Here is a 1,411-nt window from a genome sequence, read left to right as displayed (position 1 = left end):
GGGGCGGCCGGTGGGGGGGGCGGCGGAAGGGGCAAGGGGGGGGCGTGCGGGGCCGGCGGTTGGGGCAAAGGGGGGTGGCGGGAGGCGGGGCCTCAAGGAGCGCGAGCAGGGGCTGGGGCGGAAGGAGAAGGCGCTGGCGGAGGCGGCCGCCTTGCTGGGGCTCCAAAAAAAAGTCCGGCACGTGCGGGGCGACGCGGACGCCTGATCGCAGTGGAGCAGCGCCGCGCCGTGAGCACCTGGATCGAGGAGGCCTGCGCCGCTGGGGCGCGCCTGAAGCCCGCCTGCGCGGCCGTGGGGCTGTCGGTGCGCACCCTGCAGCGCTGGCGTAGCGAAGACGGGATCAAGGCCGATGCCCGTGCCGCGGCGGCCCAGGGGCGCACACCGGCCAATCGCCTCAGCGAGGCCGAGCGTGCGACGCTGCTCGAGGTCTGCAACGCCCCCGAATTCGCCGACCGCCCGCCGAGTCAGATCGTTCCGGCGTTGGCCGATCAGGGGCGCTACATCGCCTCGGAGGCGAGCTTCTACCGCGTGCTGCGCGCGCATGGACAACTCGCCCACCGCGGCAAGGCCCGCACGCCCAGCCACCGCCGTCCCGAGCCCGTGGCGGCAACAGCGCCCAATCAGCTGTGGAGCTGGGACATCACCTATCTGGCCACGACCCTCAGGGGGAGCTTCTTCTATCTCTATCTGATCCTGGATGTGTTCAGCCGCAAGATCGTCGGCTGGGCGGTCTTTGCCGAGGAGCGCAGCGCGCACGCCGCCGCGCTCTTCGAGCAGACCCACCGGCGCGAAGGCGTCGACCCGCAAACCCTGACACTGCATTCCGACAACGGCGCGCCGATGAAGGGCGCCACCATGCTGGCTACGCTCCAGCGCCTCGGGGTCGTGCCCTCCTTCAGCCGCCCCGGCGTCAGTAACGACAATCCCTACTCGGAGGCACTCTTCAAGACGCTCAAATACCAGCCGACCTTTCCCAACCAGCCCTTCGAGGATCTCGAGCACGCCCACACCTGGGTCGGCGGATTCGTCGACTGGTACAACGAGCACCATCGCCATAGCGCACTGAAGTTCGTCACCCCCGGGCAGCGCCATCGCGGGGAAGATCAGCGCATCCTGGAGGACCGAGCGCGTCTCTATGAGAGCGCCAGGGCGCAACATCCAGAGCGCTGGAGCGGGGCAACCCGCAACTGGGAGCCCGACACCTGTGTGCTCCTCAATCCCGGAAAACCGACGTCAACGAAGGAGGTCGACAGCATGCACAACGACACCTGAGCGAAGCGACATCTTTCTTGACAACGACCGACAGCTCTCGCCCGGGCGCACGCACACGCCTTTGCCGTCGACGCTATCGACCAGAATGGCCCCGGGCGACACCGGCGTCGGCGCTGGCAATTGCTCCGAAAACGCCTCC

1 pseudogene is annotated in these 1,411 nt (G+C 68.9%); it reads left to right on the top strand.

What is annotated here, in order from left to right:
• Positions 1 to 118 precede the first annotated feature (118 nt).
• Positions 119 to 1,191 (top strand): annotated as a pseudogene (locus I6U14_RS00535) (IS3 family transposase); the annotation flags it as partial.
• Between the last annotated feature and the right edge of the window lie 220 nt (positions 1,192 to 1,411).

The sequence above is a fragment of the Thiohalocapsa sp. genome, assembly GCF_019695415.1.
Taxonomy (GTDB): domain Bacteria; phylum Pseudomonadota; class Gammaproteobacteria; order Chromatiales; family Chromatiaceae; genus Thiohalocapsa.
This window is presented reverse-complemented; position numbering and strand designations above follow the sequence as displayed.